This is a genomic window from Curvibacter sp. Hmag1.1 (assembly GCF_059769165.1).
The window spans coordinates 2,953,752-2,972,546 of the sequence record NZ_JBMBGX010000002.1 but is presented as its reverse complement, the minus strand read 5'-3'; the positions used below and the strand labels follow the sequence as shown (position 1 = coordinate 2,972,546).

Here is an 18,795-nt window from a genome sequence, read left to right as displayed (position 1 = left end):
CAGGAGCTGCTCGCGCACATCCCACGTGCGCCAGCAGCTCTTTTTGCATCAAACCGTATGCTTGCGAAGCATATTGGCCAAGCTGGCAGCGGAGTACGGCTTCGCCAAATGGTCGTCCATCCCGGCGCTTTGGCAATCCAGGAGGTCCTCATGCAAGGCGCTGGCTGACAGGGCAATGATGGGGGTTCTGCGCCCGGCAGGTTCTATCTGGCGAATCAGGAGGGTAGCTTCTTTGCCGCCCATGACCGGCATTTGCAGATCCATCAAAACCAGATCCCAGGGCTTGGTCGGGAAGATGTCCACGGCCTCTTGGCCGTTCTCTGCAATGGTCACAGCATGCCCCCACCGGCCGAGCAGTGTCTTGGCCAGTATCTGGTTCACCTTGTGGTCCTCCACCAGCAGCACCAGCAAGGGCCTGTTGAATACTGGCACTTCGTCTGCCGACTTTTGCGGTGCGGGATCTGCTAGCGCCTCCGGCGAGTTGGCATTGGCACCACCAGGCTCCAAGGCAGGCTGCAGGGGCACTTCCAGACAAAAGGTGCTCCCCTGGCCGGGCGCGCTTCGCACTGTCAAAGCGCCCTGCATCAAGCGGGCCAGCTCCGCGCAAATGCTCAACCCCAAGCCTGTGCCGCCGAAGCGCCGCGTGGTGGACGCATCTGCCTGCTCAAATGCCTTGAATATGCTGGCCTGTTGATTCAGCGGCACCCCGATACCGGTGTCTTTGACCTCAAAAACCAGCGTGTCCTTCGCTTTGGAATACTTGCCCACCCGCACACTCAGGTGTACATGTCCACCTTCGGTGAACTTGACCGCGTTCTCCAGCAGGTTGGTAAGAATCTGGCGGGTTCGCAGCGCATCACCCACGACACATGGGGGTACCTGCGCATCGAGATGGAGTGCGAATTCAAGCTGCTTCTGCACGCAGCGGTTGGTGTAGACGACCTTGAGCTCTTCAAGCAACGCGCGCAGATCCCATGCACTGCTCTCGAGTTGCATGTGGTGAGCCTCCAGCTTGGAGTAATCCAGAATCTCATTCAGGATCTTGAGCAAGGCATTTGCGGAGTTTTGCGCCGTAGCCAGGTAATGCTGCTGCTCCTGGGCATCTGAGGAACCCCTAGCCAACTCCAGCATGCCCAGCACGCCATTCATCGGCGTGCGTATCTCGTGGCTCATGTTGGACAGAAACTCACTTTTCACCTGACTCAGACGCTCTGCGTTCACCTTGGCGTGCCGCAACTCAGAGTCGATCTTGCGCTGTTGCTCGATGTCGCGGACCGTACCCTCGTAAAACACGTAGAAGCAGACCACACAGGCCAGCAGTGAGAAACCAACCAAAAACGCCAGCCACAGGTTTCTGGACAGCAAATCCCGCTGGCGCTTGGCCAAGGCAATCTCGAGGGTGTTGGTAACCAACAGGACCCTCGCCTCCAGAAAACCCTGCAAGCCAACCAACGCATCCTGACCCGGGCCAATGGCCTGATTAGCCGGGTTCTTGAGCGCCAACAAAGCCTGACGGACCGGCTGAATCGCAGCGGTGTCCAGTGTGGTGAAACCCAGGGTGTCGTTCGCCGTACGGGTGTAGCGCTCCAGCGAATCGATTTGCCCCAACACCACCGACACCCAAAACGCGGGGCCCTGTGGGTTGGCTACCCCGCGCTGTATGGCTTTGAGCTCTGCACTGGCATTGATCAGGCGGGGCATGACCTGGACCGTGATCAGGCTCAGGTACAGGGTGTGCAGTTCGGTGTCGAGAATCAGGCCGGATTCATCACCGATACGGTAGGCCGCCTTCTCCATGCGGGCCAACTCCATTGAACGGCGCTGCCACTCGTCTCTGGCCATCGGCTCTGCGCCACCAGCCAAGTCAGCGGCCTTCAGTTGGTCCAGAAGCAGTGGCCGGAGACTTTGTGTGCCCCGAACTTCCGCGGCCAGGGTGTTGCTCTCCTCCAGGTACCTCGCGGTGCTGATCACCGTGAAAAGCAGCAGCGGCACAGAGAAGAACGCCAAGACGACCCTGGCCTTCCCTTTGAAAGACAGCGCCCGCATTCGGCGGATGAGGAAGCTGTCTTTTTCCATGCTTCAGTGCCTTGGTTGAAAAACCATCAAATTACCTTCCGAGACTGAAGAACTGCTTACTAAACGACCCGGAAGTTGGCAATTTCGCGCATCAGGCCGTCCGACTGGTCGCTGAGAGCGCCGGCAGCCGCACTGGTTTCTTCCACCAAAGCGGCGTTTTGTTGCGTGCTCTGCTCCAGCAACTGGATGGCGGATACCGATTGGCTCACGCCGTTGGCCTGCTCGCGGGAACCCACAGCGATTTCATTGAGCAGGTCGTTAATGCGCTTGGCATTACCCAGAATTTCGTCCATGGTCAGGCCGGCACCGCTGACCACTTTGGTGCCCTGCTCCACGTTTTGCACGCTGGTGTTGATCAAATCCTTGATTTCCTTGGCCGCCGCCGCAGAGCGCTGGGCCAGCACCCGCACTTCGCTGGCCACCACGGCAAAGCCACGGCCTTGCTCGCCGGCACGGGCGGCTTCCACCGCCGCATTGAGCGCCAGGATGTTGGTCTGGAAGGCAATGCCATCAATCACCGAGATGATGTCGCCGATCTTTTGCGAGGAACTGTTGATAGCACTCATGACCGACACGACATCGCGGATCACCTCGCCACCCTTCTGCGCGACGCTGGCGTTTTCGCGGGCCAGCACGGCGGCATCTTTGGAGTTGTCTGCCATGGCTTGCACCGAGGAGCCAATCTCCTCCATCGTGGCCGCCTGCTGCTCCAGCGCGGCTGCGGCGGATTCGGTGCGCTGTGACAAATCCAGGCTGGCGCGCGCGATTTCGCCGCTGGTGCCGGTCAGGTCGCGCGCAGAGTGACGTACCTTGCGGATCAACAGGTGCAGCGAGTCGTACGCCTTGCGCAAGTCCACAATGACTGCGGCAGGTTCATCCTTGCCCCATGGCTGGCTGGGTGCTCGCCGCAAATCGCCTTCGGCCATTTCCTGCAGGTGCTGGCTGATCAAGCGCAAGCCGCCCCGAGTGACCAAATAGAAGGTGTAGAAAGCATAGCCCGCCAGCAACAAGGTCACGATCAATATGGCGATGGTGATGTTGACCTGACGCTGTGCTGCGTCCACCCGTTTCTGAATCAACTCGTCCAGAATGGGCAGCAAGCGGTCCAGCAATGCAGACTGGGCTGCAAAGGCCGCATCACCTTGGGCGACAAACGTTTTGAGCCCCTCGGGGTCGCGCTCAACAGACATCATGAGACCGTTGCTCACGGTATCTAGAAATTTTTGCGTACTGTCTCTGGACTCCTCTATACGAATGCGATTACTTAATTCTGAGTTCTGGAGAATCGACTTACCCAGCCCTGCCAGCATATTGGCCTTGTGAAACTCCGAGATAGCTAGCGCCTTGTCAATCGCACTACGGAACTCGGGGCTGAGCTTGCCGTCGCGCAAGGCAGCCGCGCCGGCCGCACGGATCAGGCCGATGCGCTCCATCAGATCCGGCAGGCGGAAGGCTGCCGCGTCCATCACGTAGTAGCTGTCAATGTCCGGGTCCAGGGTCAAGTTGGAGCCATCGGTGGCGGTGGTCATGACCGCGATCAAGGCCTGGATGTGGGCCGTGTTTTTGATGAAGCGCTCCAAGGCCTCGCCACCCTGGCTCTTGGTGGCAGTGCGCGCTTGCTTGAGTGCATCGAATGCGCTGGCAGTGCCCAGGCTGTCACCCAGCTCGGATTGCACTTTTTCCAGGTTGGCGTAGGCCTTGTCCATGGCATCCGCCAACGGGGCACTGGCTTCGGCAGGCGTGGCCCGCAGTTGCAGCGCCTTTTGCAGCACCGGGCTTGCGGCCTGCAAGTAGCGCACGCCGTCCCGCTCTTTCATGGAAAAGTCGATGGCCGACTTTTGTGCCGAAAAATAGCTCCACGACAGCCAGGCAATGGGAAGTGCGAACAAGAACGAAACGATCAGTGCCTTGGCTGCGAAGTTGATGCTTCGCATGATGTGGACACCCAAGGCCCAGATACCATGCGCGCCAAAAAGGCCGATGGGGGCAGGTTTGCTGGCAGGGGGAGGCAGGGCGAGGCTAGCGGACGTCTTATTCATTGATCACGGCTCCAAACGATGGCTCACTCTAGGCAAAAACTATGACAACCAACACTCATTCGTACACAACTTTACGTGGATTAAATCACCTTGGGTGATGTATGTGATTCAAAAGAAACAGGGTTTGCCCCTATGGTTTTTGCCTTATCAACAAGAGACCACGTTGCAAAATTTCCCGAGTAAGGGGCTTGGGTATCAGCCCTTTGGCGCCAAGTTCGCGGAAACGGGCCACATCTGACGGTAAATCGTTGCCCGTGACCATCATGATGGGGGGCACCAGTTTGCCGGTGGCGCGCCACTTGGCCACTTCCTTGAGCACACCGGTACCGTCCAGGTTGGGCATGCTTTCGTCCAGCAGCACCCCGTCAAACTGGTGGGCCTGCAGGGCGGCCAGCGCCTTGAGGCCGTCGTCCACCAGCACGCCGGTGCAACCTGCCTCCTTGAGCAGGCGGGCGGCCATCATGCGGTTAATGGGGTTGTCATCCACCACCAGGATGTGCGGCGCTTGCGCACTCATGCCGGAACCGCCAAGCCCCGCACCACGGCAGGGCGTGCCACAAACGCAGCCAGTACGCGGGCCACTTCAGGGAAATCGGCAAAGCCCACCAGATCGCCCGCTTCGTAAAACCCCACCAGGTTACGCACCCACGGGAAGATGGCAATGTCGGCCACGGTGTAGTCGTCCCCCATCAACCAGGTGTGGCCCGCAAGGTGCTGGTTCAGCACGCCCAGCAGGCGCTTGCTCTCGGCGACATAGCGGTCGCGCGGGCGCTTGTCTTCATAGTCTTTGCCGGCGAATTTGTGGAAGAAACCCAGCTGCCCGAACATGGGCCCCAGGCCGCCCATCTGCCACATGAGCCACTGGATGGCCTGGTAGCGCTGTGCAGGGTCGGCAGGTAGCAGCTTGCCGGTTTTGTCGGCCAGGTAAATCAAGATGGCGCCGGACTCAAACAGCGCCAGCGGCTGGCCGCCGGGGCCTTGCGGGTCCAGGATGGCCGGGATTTTGTTGTTGGGGTTGAGGGACAAGAACTCCGGCGTAGTCTGGTCGTTGGTCTGGAAGTTGACCTTGTGTGCCTCGTAGGGCAAGCCCAGCTCTTCGAGCGCAATGCTCACCTTCACGCCGTTGGGCGTGGGCAGCGAGTACAGCTGCAGACGGTCGGGGTGTTGGGCGGGCCATTTGGCGGTGATGGGAAAAGTAGATAAATCCGTCATAAGAACATTCCAAATTGCTCTGTTTTTGATAGCTGCTCGCGCACATTCTACGGGCGCCATAGGCCCAAAAGCCTTAAACTTTTGACCTTGGCCTGATCCGGGCCTGCACCGCAAACCTTATGCCAAGCACTCAACCTCCCCACACCCCCGACACACCGCAGGCGGTTTCTTTCTGGCAGGCATTGCTGTTCTGGTGGAAGCTGGGTTGGGTGAGTTTTGGCGGGCCCGCAGGCCAGATTGCCATGATGCACCAGGAGCTGGTGGAGCGCAGGCGGTGGATTTCCGAGAAGCGCTTTTTGCACGCCCTGAACTACTGCATGGTGCTGCCCGGCCCGGAGGCGCAGCAGCTGGCCACCTACATAGGCTGGCTTATGCACCGCACTTGGGGCGGCGTGGTGGCAGGTGGCTTGTTTGTGCTGCCCTCGCTGTTCATGCTGGTGGGCCTGTCATGGGTGTACATCGCGTATGGCGATGTGGCCTGGGTGGCGGGCATCTTCTACGGCATCAAGCCGGCGGTGACGGCCATCGTGGTGCAGGCGGCTCACCGCATCGGCTCGCGCGCCCTCAAGAACGGCGCGCTCTGGGCGATTGCAGCGGCATCGTTTGTGGCCATCTTTGCCTTGCAGCTGCCCTTCCCGCTCATCGTGCTGTCTGCGGCTGCCATCGGCTGGGCGGGCGGGCGCTGGGCGCCGCAACTGTTTCAGCTGGGCGGCGGGCACGGCGCTGGCAAGGCCAGCCAGGGCCCTGCGCTCATTGATGACGACACCCCCACACCGGCGCACGCGCTCTTTCGTTGGAGCCGGCTCGGCGTGGTGGTAGCAAGTGGTGCCGCGCTGTGGGCACTGCCCATGGGCTGGCTGAGCCTGCAGTTCGGCTGGGACCACACACTGACCCAGATGGGCTGGTTCTTTACCAAGGCCGCGCTGCTCACCTTCGGCGGGGCCTATGCGGTGCTGCCCTATGTGTTTCAGGGCGCGGTGGGCCACTACGGCTGGCTCACCCCCACCCAGATGATGGACGGATTGGCCTTGGGCGAAACCACGCCGGGCCCGCTGATCATGGTGGTGGCCTTTGTGGGTTTTGTGGGGGGCTATGTGAAAGCGGTGTTCGGGCCGGACCAGCTGTTTCTGGCCGGCGCCGTGGCGGCCACGCTGGTGACCTGGTTCACCTTTTTGCCCTCGTTTGTGTTCATTCTGGCTGGCGGCCCGCTGGTGGAGACCACCCACAACAAGCTCAAATTCACCGCGCCGCTCACTGCCATTACCGCTGCCGTAGTGGGTGTGATCCTGAATCTGGCGCTGTTCTTCGGCTACCACCTGCTGTGGCCGCAGGGCTTTGCCGGCCGGTTTGACGCGGTGTCTGCCGCGATTGCCATTGCGGCGGGCGTGGCGCTTTTCAAGTACAAGCGCAGCGTGATGCAGGTGATTGCTGCGTGCGCCCTTTTGGGGCTGGCGCTCAGCGCAGTGCGAGCACTGTAGGTGCCTGCAGTGTGGGGTGCTGCTTGCTCAGTTTGAAGAAGGCCACCGACTCCACCAACTGCTGCGCCTCATGCCGCAGGCCGCTGGCCGCAGCGGCTATTTCTTCCACCATGGCGGCGTTTTGCTGCGTAGTCTGGTCGATAAGCGCAATCGCTTGCCCCACCTGTTGCACGCCGGTGCTTTGCTCCGTACTGGCTGCGCTGATCTCGCCCATGATGTCGGTCACATGGCGGATAGAGCCCACCACCTGCGACATCGATTGCCCTGCCTTGGCCACGAGCGCGTTGCCACGCTCCACCCGCTCCAGGCTCGCGTCGATCAGGCTTTTGACTTCTTTGGCCGCAGCCGCAGAGCGACCGGCCAACGAACGGACCTCAGAGGCCACGACTGCAAAGCCCCGCCCTTGTTCACCGGCACGCGCTGCCTCCACCGCGGCGTTCAGCGCCAGGATGTTGGTCTGGAACGCAATCCCGTCGATCACACTGATGATGTCCACAATGCGGCGCGAGCTGTCGTTGATTTCCTGCATGGTGCTCACCACATTGGCGACCACTTCGCCGCCTTGGGTGGCTGCGTTGGACGCAGTGCGCGCCAACTCATCTGCACGCGCAGCGCGTTGGGCATTCACCCGTACGGTATCGCCCAGCGCCTCCATGGAAGCGGCCGTTTGCTGAATGGCCCCCGCTTGCTGCTCGGTGCGACTGGAGAGGTCGTGGTTGCCGGAGGCGATTTCGACACTCGCACCCGACACCGCTTCGGACGACTGGCGCACACGCGCCACCACCTCGCTCAGGCTGTGTTGCATCTCTCCGAGTTGTGCCATCAGGCTGTGGGGGGCCGCCGCGGTGCGCAAATCCGCGCTGAAATCGCCTGCGCTCAAGCGCTGCGCGACCTCGTTGGCTTGCGCCGGCTCGCAGCCCAGTTGGGCGGTGATGCTGCGCACGGTGCTCCATCCGAACGTGATGGCGCAGAGCAGCCCGAAACCGATCAGACCCACACTGCCCCACCACAACGCACGATAGCGGGTGCCAGCGGCTTCAAACTCCGTCCTGGCGCCTTCAATCTGGATTTGTTGCAGCGCCTGAATACTGCGGTTCACGGGCGCAGACAAGGGCGTCATTTTCTCCACCATGGCGGCCTGCGCGGTGGTGATGTCGTTCTCCAGCAAGGCGGTCACGGCGGGCTTGAGGCCTTGATCGTCGTACGCTTTGAATGCTTTTTCCCAATCAGCGGCCAAAGCCTCAGCCTCTCCATCGAGCGGGTGCTCGCGGTACTGGGCCCAGGTACTGGCGATTTGTTTTTGGTTGGCGGCAATTTCTTTGACGCTGAACGCAATCACATCGGGCAAGGGGTTGGCCAAGGCCTGTGCCACATGCATGCGGCTGCTGAAGGTCAGCGCATCAATCTGCCCCAGTGCCACTGCGGGCACCGTGCGCTCCTGGTACACCATGCGCAACGCGTCGTTGGACTGCCGCGCCCCATAAACACCAAAGCCGCCTATCACCAATAACAAGGCCGCCAGACTGGCAACCAACACAAACAGCCGGGTGGATACGCGCATGGCAACCTCAAGGGTGGAAGCACCCCAGATCGGGGCGGGTAAACCCTATTGAATGACTAATTTGTGAAGCTTTTATGACACTGTTACATATGGGGTTGAGAGGCAAAAGCACATCCATTTGTGGGCCTGTGCGATCCATCCGCCATCAAACAAACAGTTGCTTGCGCAGACCCTCAGACCTCTGAAGGTTCAACCATTTGCAACTCCAGCGCAGTGGATGCCGTTTAGTCGTGTTGAGCGTTGATGGCTAAAGCTCAGCGCGACCAGTCCACGAACACATAAGTGTCCGAATCAACGTGTCCGTTGATGTATGAGCGGGAGTCCAGCTTCAGGGAATCACCCGCAACCACGCCGCGGTAGCTGACCTTGCCGTACTCGCTGCGGGTCACAAACGCGATGGTGCCTTCTTGGAATTTGTAAGACCCTGTTTGCAGGCCGGCCCCCGGTTTCCTGGCGTTGGTCCACGTCAACCAATTGCGCATCCGCTTGGGCGTGTCTTCGGTGCATTCGCTGCTGACACCAACCACCCCACCCTTGGGGTAGAAGCGCAAGTAGGCGCAGTATTCGCCACCGGCACTGTCTGCATCCGGGCCCGACCGGTAGACACCATCAAACCGGAGTGCGTGTCCCGGCACCGGCGACTGGGCCGCAACCGAACCTACCGTCAACAAGGCGCCGGCAATGGAAGCGAGCAAGAAATAAGCTGCAACGCTGATCCGCATGGTCGATAACGCTATGGTTTCAGGAGCTATTCGCGCATATTCCACGGGCGCCAGAGGCGAAAAACACTACGAATCCGACCTCAAGCCGCCCCGATATTCGGGATCAATCCGCCCACCGGCTGCCCATTTTTCAGCGCAGCGGTAAACGCCAGCATCCGGTCAATCGGCAGGCGCGCGCGGTCGAGGTAGCGGGCTTCCACGTGGACTTCATTCAGTCCGTGTTCCAGCACCCGCGCCACACCGGCCAAGCCGTTCATGGCCATCCAGGGGCAGTGGGCGCAGCTTTTGCAGGTGGCGCTGTTGCCCGCGGTGGGGGCTTCGATGAAGATCTTGCCGGGGTTGAGCGTGCGCAGCTTGTGCAGCATGCCGTTGTCGGTGGCCACGATGAAGGTGTCAGCGTCCAGGGTCTGCGCAGCTTTGAGGATGGCGCTCGTGGAACCCACGGCGTGCGCCAGGGCCACCACCTCTTTCGGCGACTCGGGGTGCACCAGAACTTTGGCCTTGGGGTGCTCCTTGATCAGCGCTTCCAGCTCAAAGGCCTTGAACTCGTCGTGCACGATGCAGGCGCCTTCCCAGAACACCATGTCAGCGCCGGTTTCGCGCTGGATGTAGCCACCCAGATGCTTGTCGGGCGCCCACAAAATCTTTTGGCCCTTGTCTTTGAGCGCTTTCACAATATCCAGTGCACAGCTGCTGGTCACCAACCAATCGGCACGCGCCTTCACGGCAGCGCTGGTGTTGGCGTAGACCACCACGGTGCGGTCGGGGTGGGCATCGCAAAAGGCGTTGAATTCACTGATAGGGCAGCCCAGGTCCAGCGAGCAGGTGGCGTCCAGGTCTGGCATCAGCACGGTCTTGTGCGGCGACAAAATTTTGCTGGTCTCGCCCATGAACTTCACGCCTGACACCACCAGCGTCTGCGCGCTGTGGTCGCGGCCGAAGCGGGCCATCTCCAGCGAATCGCTCACCAGGCCGCCGGTTTCTTCCGCCAGATCCTGCAGGTCGGGGTGCACGTAATAGTGCGACACCATGACCGCGTTCTTTTCTTTGAGCAGGCGCTTGATCTTGTCTTTGAGCGCGCTGCGTTCATCCGGGGTGGGCTCTACGGGTACGCGGGCCCAGGCATGTTTGGTGGAGCATGCCGGCTGCTCGTACTCCACGTCGATCACATCACTGGCGCTCATCACAGGTCCTCGAATCGCATGGAAAAGTCGGTCGCCTTGACGTCTTTGGTGAGCGCGCCTATGGAAATGCGGTCCACACCGGTAGAAGCAATCGCCCGCACGGTGTCCAAGTTCACGCCGCCGGACACTTCCAGAATCGCGCGTCCGGCGTTGATGGCCACGGCCTGCACCAAGTGGGCCAGCGTCATGTTGTCCAGCAACACCATCTTGGCGCCGCAATCCAGCGCTTCGCGCAATTGATCCAGCGTCTCCACTTCCACCTCGATGAACTTGGCGGTGGCGGCAAACTGGGTGGCGCGTTGCAGGGCTGCGGTCACGCCACCAGCGGCTGCGATGTGGTTTTCCTTGATCAGCACGGCGTCATGCAGGCCGATGCGGTGGTTGGTGCCGCCACCGGTTTTGACGGCGTATTTCTGCGCCAAGCGCAGGCCGGGAATGGTTTTTCGGGTGTCCACGATGGCGGCGCGGTTGCCGGGCACTTCGTTGACTGCATCCACAAAAGTGGCGGTTTTGGTGGCCACAGCGCTGAGCAGCTGCAAAAAGTTCAGCGCGGTGCGCTCCGCGGTCAGCAGCGCCTGGGCGTTGCCTTCCATCTCGACCACCACCTGGTCTTGTTGGCAGCGCTGGCCTTCACGCACGTGCCAAATAATGGCGGCAGACGGGTCCAGGGCGCGCACGGCCGCAGTGGCCCAGGGCTCGCCGCAAATGACGGCCGACTCACGGGCCAGGACGCGCGCACGGGCGCGGCGGGCGGGGTCGATCAACGAAGCGGTCAGGTCGCCAGCGCCCACGTCTTCAGACAAAGCGCGCGCCACATCAGCCTGCGCCAAGGCAGCAATGTCGGCAGAAGAAAAGTCAAAAGTGCTCATACATCCGAGGATAACCCGCCTGCCTTTCACCCGGATTGCAGCCACAGGGCATGCCAGAATGCACTCTCTTTTGACTCGTGCACTCGAGGCCCCCATGAAACATGGTTTTTTGAAAGCATTGCTCGCGTTGGCGTTCATCTGGCACGCCACGGCAGGCGCACAAGCTATCAGCAAGGAAGAATCCGAACGCATCTGGGCGGAGGCCAAAGCGGCTGCCCAGGCGGGCCCGGCGCAAATTTCGCTCAAGGTGCAGGACACCGTGCAAGGCACCTTGGCGCTGCCCGCGGGCCACACCTACATTCCCCAGCCCCACGCCACCAAAGTGCTCAATGCCATGGGCAACCCCGGCAATGACGAACGTCTGCAGGGCCTGGTGTTTCCCGATGGCGATGCGCCCTGGTTCATGACCATCCGCTTTGAGCGTTCAGGCTACGTCAAAGACGACGATGCCAAAAACTGGGATGTGGACGAACTGCTGCAAAGCTACAAAGACGGCACCGAGACTGTCAATGCCGAACGCAAGAAGATGGGCGTGCCCGAGATGGAAATTCTGGGCTGGGCACAAAAACCCACCTATGACACCAACACCCACCGCCTGGCCTGGGCCATGTCGTCCCGCGACAAAGGCGCCGCTGAGAGCGAGCCCCAAGGCGTGAACTACAACACTTTCGCGCTCGGCCGTGAAGGCTACTTCAGCATGAACCTGGTGACCGACCTGAACGTGCTGCCGACCTACAAGCCCGCCGCCCACACGCTCCTGGACGCGATGCAATTCGCCGAGGGCAAGCGCTACGCCGACTTCAATTCCAGCACCGACCGCGTAGCCGAATACGGCCTTGCCGCCTTGGTGGTAGGCGCTGTAGGCAAAAAACTGGGGCTGTTTGCCACACTGGCCGTGTTTCTGGCCAAGTTCTGGAAAGTAGCGGCCATTGCGGCATTGGCGTTTGGAGGCGGCATCCTGAACTGGTTCAAGAAACGCAAAGCCAAATCCGCCGACGATGAGTTCGCCAACACGGTAATGGTGGACCGCGATGCCCCCGAACGCACCCTGCCCCAACCCCTGGCCCCGCACCCGCATGCTGACCAGGTACGCACCGGCCAGAGCGGTGACAAGGCCTGAGGCACAGGCAGCCGCTAAAATGCAGCAAATTAGGACATTGCCATGAACATCTTCCGCCGCCCCGATTACCGCTCTGAAGCCACCCAGTTCATCGACCAGCTCAAGGTCGCCAAGCCGACGCTGGAAGCCGAGCAGCGCAAGGGACGCGCCCTGCTGTGGGACAAAGTGGTGGACCGCATGGCCTGGAAAGGCTTCCGCAGCACCCAGGTCGCGCAAAAGCCGTACGTTTACCAGACCAAGAACGATTAAGCATCCAATCAGGCTCCAGCGCCCGCCGAATCTGCGCGAGCAGCTCCTGATTCAATAGCATCATGACTTCCAGCACCGAAGGCGTTTCCTCCGGGGGCGCCGAACTCGGGCACATGCCCGACGTGGTGGACCAGGTGGCCTTGGCGCGCCTGTATGGCGAGCCCCTGTTCGCCATGCCGCAGGACCTGTACATCCCGCCCGACGCGCTGGAAGTGTTTCTGGAGGCCTTCGAAGGCCCGCTGGACTTGCTGCTATACCTGATCCGCAAGCAAAACTTCAACATCCTCGACATCCCGATGTTGAGCGTGACCAAACAGTATCTGGTCTACGTTGACCAGATCCGCAAGCGCAATCTGGAGCTGGCCGCCGAGTATTTGCTGATGGCGGCCATGCTGATCGAGATCAAATCGCGCATGCTGCTGCCCCCCAAAAAGACCGCCGAGGGCGAAGAGGCCGAAGACCCCCGGGCCGAGTTGGTGCGCCGCCTGCTGGAATACGAGCAGATGAAGCTGGCCGCCGCGCGGCTAAATGCCATTCCCCAATACGGCCGCGACTTCCTGAAGGCCAACGTCTACATCGAGCAGAGCCTCAAGCCCCGCTTCCCCGATGTGTCGGTGGACGAGCTGCAAACCGCCTGGCGCGACATCCTGAAGCGGGCCAAGCTGGTGCAGCACCACAAGATCAGCCGGGAAGAGCTCTCGGTGCGTGAGCACATGAGCATCGTGCTCAAAAAGCTGCAGGGTCAGCGCTTTGTGGGGTTTGAGAACCTGTTTGATACGACCCAGGGCGTGCCGGTGCTGGTGGTGACCTTTATCGCCCTGCTGGAGCTGGCCAAGGAAACCCTGATCGAAATCACCCAGGCCGAAGCCTTCGCGCCCATCTATGTGCGCCTGGCGTATTCACCTACCTGAGCCGGGCCCTCTATTTCAGGGGGCGCAACTGCGGTTAGTATTCGCCCCACTTTCGCCAAACCCTCGGCATGCCCGATTTGTAATCCCGATTTTTGGAGTCCCCCATGGCCCTGAACCCGACCGGTGAACAAGCCTCCAGCGCAACCAACGCGACTCCCTACGGCACGCTGCCCCCGGCATCTCCGCCATCCACGCGCAAGCCCATCAGCCTGCCACGTATCCAGGAGATGCACACCCGCGGTGAAAAAATCACCATGCTCACCGCCTATGACGCGACCTTTGCCGCTGTGGCAGATGCCGCAGGCGTGGAGTGCATTCTGGTGGGCGACTCGCTGGGTATGGTCTGCCAGGGCCGCCACAGCACCGTGGGCGTCACGCTGGACGACATGGCATACCACACCGAGAGCGTGGCCCGCGGCCTGCGCCGTGCGCAAGGCACAGCATGGCTGATCGGCGACCTGCCTTTTGGCAGCTACCAGGAATCCAAAGAGCAGGCCATCCGCAGTGCCAGCGTGATCATGCAAGCCGGCGCTCACATGGTGAAGCTGGAAGGCGGCGGCTGGACCACCGAAGTGGTGCAGTTTCTCGTGGAGCGGGGCATTCCGGTCTGCGCCCACTTGGGGCTCACCCCGCAAACGGTGCATGCCCTGGGTGGTTACCGCGTCCAAGGCCGTGGCGATGCCGCTGCCGACGTCATGAAAAAGCAAGCCCACGAGTTACAGGATGCAGGTGCATCCCTGTTGGTGCTGGAAATGGTGCCCGCCCCCTTATCGGCAGAGCTGACCCGCGAACTGCCGAACTGCGCCACCATAGGCATAGGTGCCGGTAAAGGCACCGCCGGCCAGGTGCTGGTGTTGCACGACATGCTGGGCGTGAATCTGGGCAAGAACCCGAAGTTCGTGCGCAACTTCATGCTGGAGGCCAGCAGCATCCGCGGTGCCATGGAAGCCTATGTGGCCGCCGTCAAAAACGGCAGCTTCCCGGATGACGCCATCCACGCCTGGTGACTGTGGCTCCCCCCAGGAGCGCCTCCGGCGCTTCCCCCCTCAAGGGGACGATACCAGCCGACTGGCAAAGCCAGACCGGCGGTATCTCTGGTCGTAACTTCCCTTCTGTTTATCTATGCAACTGATTCACACGATTGCCGAGCTGCGCGAGGCGCTCAGCCAGTACCGTCACCCTGCCGTGGTGCCAACCATGGGCAATTTGCATGCGGGTCACTTGGCGCTGGTGCGTCAGGCCAAGCCACTGGGGGACGTGACGATTTCCACCATCTTTGTGAACCGGCTTCAGTTCGCGCCACACGAAGATTTCGACACCTACCCCCGCACCTTGGAAGCCGACTGTGAACATCTGGAAGCGGCTGGCTGCGACATCGTGTTTGCACCCAAAGAGTCCGAGCTGTATCCGCAGGCGCAAACATTCAAGGTGCACCCGCCCACCGAATTGGCAGACATTCTGGAAGGCCACTTCCGTCCCGGCTTTTTCATCGGGGTGTGCACCGTGGTGATGAAGTTGTTGGCAGTGACACAGGCCCGCACTGCCCTATTCGGCAAAAAAGACTACCAGCAGCTGATGGTGATACGGAACATGGTCAAGCAATTCGCCTTGCCGATTGATGTGATCGGTGGCGAAACCCAGCGCAATGAGGCAGGCCTCGCCCTGTCGAGCCGCAATGGCTACTTGTCCCCGGCACAACGCGAAGAGGCACTGCTCTTGTCCCGGACCTTGCGCCACATCGTGGACAACGTGCGTCAGGGAGAGACCGACCTGGCCCGCCTGGAACAGGAGGGTATGCAAACCCTGCGCGCCGCAGGCTGGTTTCCCGACTATGTGGCCGTGCGCCGGCAAAGCGATCTGCAGACGCCACAAGCAGGTGATGCCAAAGTCGTACTGGCCGCAGCGCGGTTGGGCACGACCCGCTTGATCGACAATATGGAAATCTGACTCCCTGACTCTCGTATGACAACGCAATTCAACCCCGAACGTCGTGCCTGCCTCACCCGCGGCGCCGCCCTCTCTGTTCTGGCTACAGGCGGCATGCTCACCGCCTGTGCCGCTGGCCAGGACCGCGGCTTGCAGTTCAGCACACTGTCCGCTGCACAAGAAGAGGTGATGCGACTTGCACAGGCACCGGCCCTGGACAGCGCCGCTGTGTTCAGCTGGAGCCAAACGCTGGAGCATTGCGCCCAGAGCATTGAGTTTTCGATGAGCGGGTTTCCCGAACCCAAGTCGGCCCTGTTTCAAAAAACCGTGGGTGCTGCCGCATTCGGCGTGTTCAGCTGGCGCGGCAAGATGAGCCACAACCTGGCGGAACCCATTCCCGGCGCACCGGTGCTGGCAAGCGATACCCCTGCCGCTGCGGCGGTGGAGCGTTTGCAAAAAGCCATCACAGCGTTTGCGCAATGGAGTGGAGAGCTCAAGCCTCACTTCGCCTATGGCGCACTGACCAAACCACAATATGAGCAGGCGCACGCCATGCACCTCGCGCAACACCTGTCAGGCTTCACCATCAAAGCCTGAGCACTCCAGGCCTCATGAAAAAAGGCACCCTCGGGTGCCTTTTTCTTTACAGGAAGCGGTCCAGTACCCGCTTGCTATGGGTATCCATAGCAAACTGGTCGCGCACCAGGTATTGAATGCCGTGGGCATCTGCAATCAGCAAGGCGTTGTCTTTGCCGATACGGCGAATGTCTTCATCACCGCGCAGCACAAACTCCGTGGTACCACGGTCAGTTTCCACGGTCCAGGTGCAAGGTGTGGAGTAGCTGGTGACGGACACGATGCGTTCAATCACCGGCATGAATTCACGGGTAGCGAGTTCCGCCCGGATCAGGTCTTGGGCGGGCTGGGGCACATCGGACAGCAGGTCCACCCAGGCGACCTCCTTGCCATCAGTGCTAACCAGCGAAATACCGTCCTCCGGCGACTGGATCGGGAAAGCGCGCACGGGCACCACGCCCTCAAAGCGCTCACCCGACTCATTGATAAGCACCAGCTTGCCAAAAGGTGTGCGCTCCAGGGTGAAGCGGCTGGCGGTTACGGTGTAGAGCGCGCTCATGCGGCCTCCTCCATCATGTTGTTGCGGGCCTGGGCCTGGTACAGATTGAAGTACGCACCAACGCTTGCCATCAGAGCGTCATGGGTTCCTTCTTCCACTACCTTGCCGCGGTCCAGCACCACCAGGCGATCAGCCCGGTGCAGCGTGGAAAGCCGGTGGGCAATCGCAATGGTGGTACGGCCTTGCACCAAGTTTTCCAGCGCCTTCTGAATTTCTTTCTCGGTCTCGGAGTCCACCGACGAGGTGGCCTCGTCCAGGATCAGGATGCGCGGGTCAATCAGCAAGGCACGCGCAATCGAGATACGCTGACGCTCCCCGCCGGACAAGCCCTGACCGCGCTCGCCGACCATGGAGTCATAACCCTGTGGCAAGCGCAGGATGAATTCATGCGCATGCGCGGCGCGAGCGGCGGCGATGATCTCGGCACGGGTCGCGTCCGGCTTGCCGTAGGCGATGTTGTCCGCGATGGTGCCGAAGAAAAGGAAGGGCTCTTGGAGCACCAAACCGATGTTCTGCCGGTAGTCTGAAATGGCGTAGGAGCGGATATCTACACCGTCCACCAGAATGGCGCCTTCGGACACATCGTAAAAACGGCAGATCAGGTTGACCAGCGTGCTTTTTCCCGAGCCGCTGTGTCCGACCAACCCCACCATTTCTCCGGGCGCGATTTTGAGGTTGATCCCACGGTTGACTTCACGATTACCGTAGCGGAATCCCACATCTCGCACCTCTATGCTGCCCTGGACTTTGCCCATGGGCACCGGGTTGACCGGCTCAGGCACGCTGGAGACGTGATCCAGAATGTCAAAAATGCGCTTGGCGGCGGAAGCAGACTTTTGCGTGACAGAGACAATGCGGCTCATGGAATCCAAGCGGCCGTAGAAGCGACTGATATAGGCAATGAAGGCCGTCAACACACCGACCGTGATTTCGCCTTTGGACACCTGCCAAATACCGAAGGCCCAGACCACCAACAAACCCAACTCCGTCAAGAAAGAAACGCTGGGGGAAAACAAAGACCAGATTTTGTTGATGCGGTCGTTCACCGCGAGATTGTGTTTGTTGGCCTCGCGGAATCGGGTGGCTTCGCGACGCTCCTGCGCGAACGCCTTGACCACACGGATGCCGGGAATGGTGTCAGCCAACACGTTGGTCACTTCACCCCATACCCGGTCAATTTTCTCGAAACCCGTGCGCAGACGGTCCCGCACGAAATGGATCATCCACGCAATGAATGGCAAGGGCACCAAAGTCACCACCGCCAGCCACGGGTTGATGGAAAACAGGATGACGGCCGTCATGGTGAGCATGATCACGTCGGTCGCGAAGTCCAGCAGGTGCAAGGACAGGAACACGCAAATCCGGTCACTTTCGCTGCCGATGCGCGACATCAGGTCGCCCGTGCGCTTGCCACCGAAATACTCGAGCGACAAACGCAACAAATGCTCGTACGTGGTGGTGCGCAGATCAGCGCCTATGCGCTCTGAGACGAGGGCGAGGATGTAGGTCTTGGCCCAGCTCAGGATCCACGCCAGCAAGGCAGAGCCCAACAGTCCCCCCATGTACATACCCACCAGCATGGAGTCGATCTTTTGTCCGTTCTGGAACGGGATCAGCACGTTGTCCATCAAGGGCATCGTGAGGTAAGGCGGCACCAGGTTAGCGGCAGTCCCTAACAAGGTCAGCACAAAACCCAACAGCAACTGGCCTTTATAGGGCCGGGCAAAACGCCAGAGGCGGAACAGCGTCCAGGTGCTGGGCGGGGTATGAACCACCTTGGTACACACCGGGCACTCCTCCTGGTCGGGCTCCAGAGGCGCTTTGCAGCTCGGACAGACGTTGGTCAAGGCCTGCGCGAGCGGCCGCCCCGAAACCGTGCTTTCCAGTTGAGCTTGGAATTGGTCCGCCAACCGTATGGCCAACAGGTTCTGTCCAAGCGTGAAGCGCCAGCTGCCCAACAAGGCATTGGCATCCAGCAAATCAATATGACCCACGCCCGCGTGGTCATGATGGAGCAACTTCTGGCCTGCCTGCAGGTCCCAGGATGTCCACACCTGCTGGGTGCCCGCACAAGACAGCAAACGCTGGTTGGTCAGCACAACCAGACCTTTGACGAAGCGCAGCTGCTGGTCAAGGTCAACCTCCAGGGTGGCCAACACGTTCTCTTGGGGGCGGAGTTGTTTTTGGACCGCTTCACGCCAAATGGACGGCATTTCGCCGGACAGCGTGGTTAAAGCAGGGGCTTCTGTGGTCATGGATCGCAAAAAGGGTGAATTTGAATCAGTTTTCTAGGGTGACATGCCCTGCGGCTCG

General features: G+C 60.7%; 17 protein-coding genes. 7 read left to right on the top strand and 10 right to left on the bottom strand.

The window, feature by feature from the left end; all coding sequences use genetic code 11:
• Positions 1-48: 48 nt before the first annotated feature.
• The 4 genes from ACOAP0_RS14780 to ACOAP0_RS14765 form a co-directional block, all read right to left on the bottom strand.
• Positions 49-2,076 carry an ATP-binding protein gene (locus tag ACOAP0_RS14780; protein WP_498377014.1) on the bottom strand — a complete coding sequence of 676 codons (2,028 nt, stop codon included), beginning with the start codon at positions 2,074-2,076 and terminating at the stop codon, positions 49-51.
• A gap of 59 nt (positions 2,077-2,135) precedes the next feature.
• Positions 2,136-4,115: a methyl-accepting chemotaxis protein gene (locus ACOAP0_RS14775; protein WP_498377013.1), complete on the bottom strand. Its 1,980-nt coding sequence runs from the start codon at positions 4,113-4,115 to the stop codon at positions 2,136-2,138.
• 130 nt (positions 4,116-4,245) lie between these two features.
• Positions 4,246-4,632 (bottom strand): response regulator, encoded by a 387-nt coding sequence (locus ACOAP0_RS14770; RefSeq protein WP_498377012.1) that lies wholly within the window; start codon positions 4,630-4,632, stop codon positions 4,246-4,248.
• Positions 4,629-5,327 (bottom strand): glutathione S-transferase N-terminal domain-containing protein, encoded by a 699-nt coding sequence (locus ACOAP0_RS14765; protein WP_498377011.1) that lies wholly within the window; start codon positions 5,325-5,327, stop codon positions 4,629-4,631. Before ACOAP0_RS14765 ends, ACOAP0_RS14770 begins: the two co-directional genes overlap by 4 nt.
• A 119-nt stretch (positions 5,328-5,446) precedes the next feature.
• On the opposite strand from ACOAP0_RS14765, the gene chrA reads away from it, so the two are divergent.
• Positions 5,447-6,805, top strand: a complete 1,359-nt coding sequence (chrA, locus tag ACOAP0_RS14760) for a chromate efflux transporter (protein ID WP_498377010.1) — start codon at positions 5,447-5,449, stop codon at positions 6,803-6,805.
• Here the strand turns inward: chrA and ACOAP0_RS14755 are convergent.
• The 4 genes from ACOAP0_RS14755 to nadC form a co-directional block, all read right to left on the bottom strand.
• Positions 6,783-8,366 carry a methyl-accepting chemotaxis protein gene (locus ACOAP0_RS14755; RefSeq protein ID WP_498377009.1) on the bottom strand — a complete coding sequence of 528 codons (1,584 nt, stop codon included), beginning with the start codon at positions 8,364-8,366 and terminating at the stop codon, positions 6,783-6,785. The two genes, chrA and ACOAP0_RS14755, sit on opposite strands and share 23 nt — an antisense overlap.
• Before the next feature lie 254 nt (positions 8,367-8,620).
• A complete protein-coding gene (locus ACOAP0_RS14750) occupies positions 8,621-9,061 on the bottom strand; it encodes a hypothetical protein (protein ID WP_498391447.1) in 441 nt (146 codons plus the stop codon).
• A 107-nt stretch (positions 9,062-9,168) separates the two neighbouring features.
• Positions 9,169-10,272 (bottom strand): quinolinate synthase NadA, encoded by a 1,104-nt coding sequence (gene nadA / locus ACOAP0_RS14745; RefSeq protein WP_498377007.1) that lies wholly within the window; start codon positions 10,270-10,272, stop codon positions 9,169-9,171.
• A complete protein-coding gene (nadC, locus tag ACOAP0_RS14740; RefSeq protein ID WP_498377005.1) occupies positions 10,272-11,141 on the bottom strand; it encodes a carboxylating nicotinate-nucleotide diphosphorylase in 870 nt (289 codons plus the stop codon). The genes nadA and nadC overlap by 1 nt, the downstream gene beginning before the upstream one ends.
• Positions 11,142-11,235: 94 nt before the next feature.
• Here nadC and ACOAP0_RS14735 point away from each other — a divergent pair, with 94 nt between their 5' ends.
• The 6 genes from ACOAP0_RS14735 (at position 11,236) to ACOAP0_RS14710 (ending at position 15,944) form a co-directional block, all read left to right on the top strand.
• A complete protein-coding gene (locus tag ACOAP0_RS14735) occupies positions 11,236-12,261 on the top strand; it encodes a DUF2167 domain-containing protein (protein ID WP_498377004.1) in 1,026 nt (341 codons plus the stop codon).
• Between the two features lie 42 nt (positions 12,262-12,303).
• Positions 12,304-12,510, top strand: a complete 207-nt coding sequence (locus ACOAP0_RS14730) for a DUF3460 family protein (protein WP_498391446.1) — start codon at positions 12,304-12,306, stop codon at positions 12,508-12,510.
• 62 nt (positions 12,511-12,572) lie between these two features.
• Positions 12,573-13,421, top strand: a complete 849-nt coding sequence (locus ACOAP0_RS14725) for a segregation and condensation protein A (protein WP_087496624.1) — start codon at positions 12,573-12,575, stop codon at positions 13,419-13,421.
• Positions 13,422-13,525: 104 nt separating this feature from the next.
• Positions 13,526-14,428 (top strand): 3-methyl-2-oxobutanoate hydroxymethyltransferase, encoded by a 903-nt coding sequence (gene panB / locus ACOAP0_RS14720; RefSeq protein ID WP_087496623.1) that lies wholly within the window; start codon positions 13,526-13,528, stop codon positions 14,426-14,428.
• Positions 14,429-14,543: 115 nt separating this feature from the next.
• Entirely contained in the window at positions 14,544-15,368 is an 825-nt protein-coding gene (panC, locus tag ACOAP0_RS14715) for a pantoate--beta-alanine ligase (protein ID WP_498377003.1), read from the top strand.
• Positions 15,369-15,383: 15 nt separating this feature from the next.
• Entirely contained in the window at positions 15,384-15,944 is a 561-nt protein-coding gene (locus tag ACOAP0_RS14710; protein WP_087496621.1) for a DUF1569 domain-containing protein, read from the top strand.
• A gap of 46 nt (positions 15,945-15,990) precedes the next feature.
• On the opposite strand, the gene ACOAP0_RS14705 is transcribed toward ACOAP0_RS14710, so the two are convergent.
• Both ACOAP0_RS14705 and ACOAP0_RS14700 read right to left on the bottom strand, forming a co-directional pair.
• Positions 15,991-16,482: a cyanophycin metabolism-associated DUF1854 family protein gene (locus ACOAP0_RS14705; RefSeq protein ID WP_498377002.1), complete on the bottom strand. Its 492-nt coding sequence runs from the start codon at positions 16,480-16,482 to the stop codon at positions 15,991-15,993.
• A complete protein-coding gene (locus tag ACOAP0_RS14700; RefSeq protein WP_498377001.1) occupies positions 16,479-18,737 on the bottom strand; it encodes a cyanophycin metabolism-associated ABC transporter in 2,259 nt (752 codons plus the stop codon). Before ACOAP0_RS14700 ends, ACOAP0_RS14705 begins: the two co-directional genes overlap by 4 nt.
• Positions 18,738-18,795 lie beyond the last annotated feature (58 nt).